The organism is Cytobacillus oceanisediminis 2691, from assembly GCF_007678455.1.
GTDB lineage: Bacteria > Bacillota > Bacilli > Bacillales > Cytobacillaceae > Mesobacillus > Mesobacillus oceanisediminis_A.
In genome coordinates this window covers 1-267 of record NZ_VEEP01000236.1, presented here as the reverse complement: position 1 = coordinate 267, position 267 = coordinate 1, and the positions used below count along the sequence as shown (strand labels likewise).

At 46.1% G+C, this 267-nt stretch carries 1 protein-coding gene; it reads right to left on the bottom strand.

Going from position 1 to position 267, the window contains the following annotated elements:
* A partial coding sequence (locus FS736_RS23765) for a metal-sulfur cluster assembly factor (protein ID WP_144481555.1) occupies nucleotides 1–267 on the bottom strand: 267 nt, incomplete at both ends.

Here is a 267-nt window from a genome sequence, read left to right as displayed (position 1 = left end):
TTTTTCCATCCTCTCTCATCCCCTCACCTCCCCACCCACCCTCCCATCTCAATTCCACATCACCCTCCTCAATTTCCTCCATTCCCTCAACACAATACTTAATTCCCCTCCCAATGCTCTCATGCAAACGACAGCCTCCAGTCCTCAACCTCATCACAATTCTTCCACTCCGTCCTTCCCCAACCTCAATATCATAAATCACCCCCAAATCCACAACATTCATCTTTAATTCACCATCATACACGCTCTTTAAGTTTTCCCTGATTT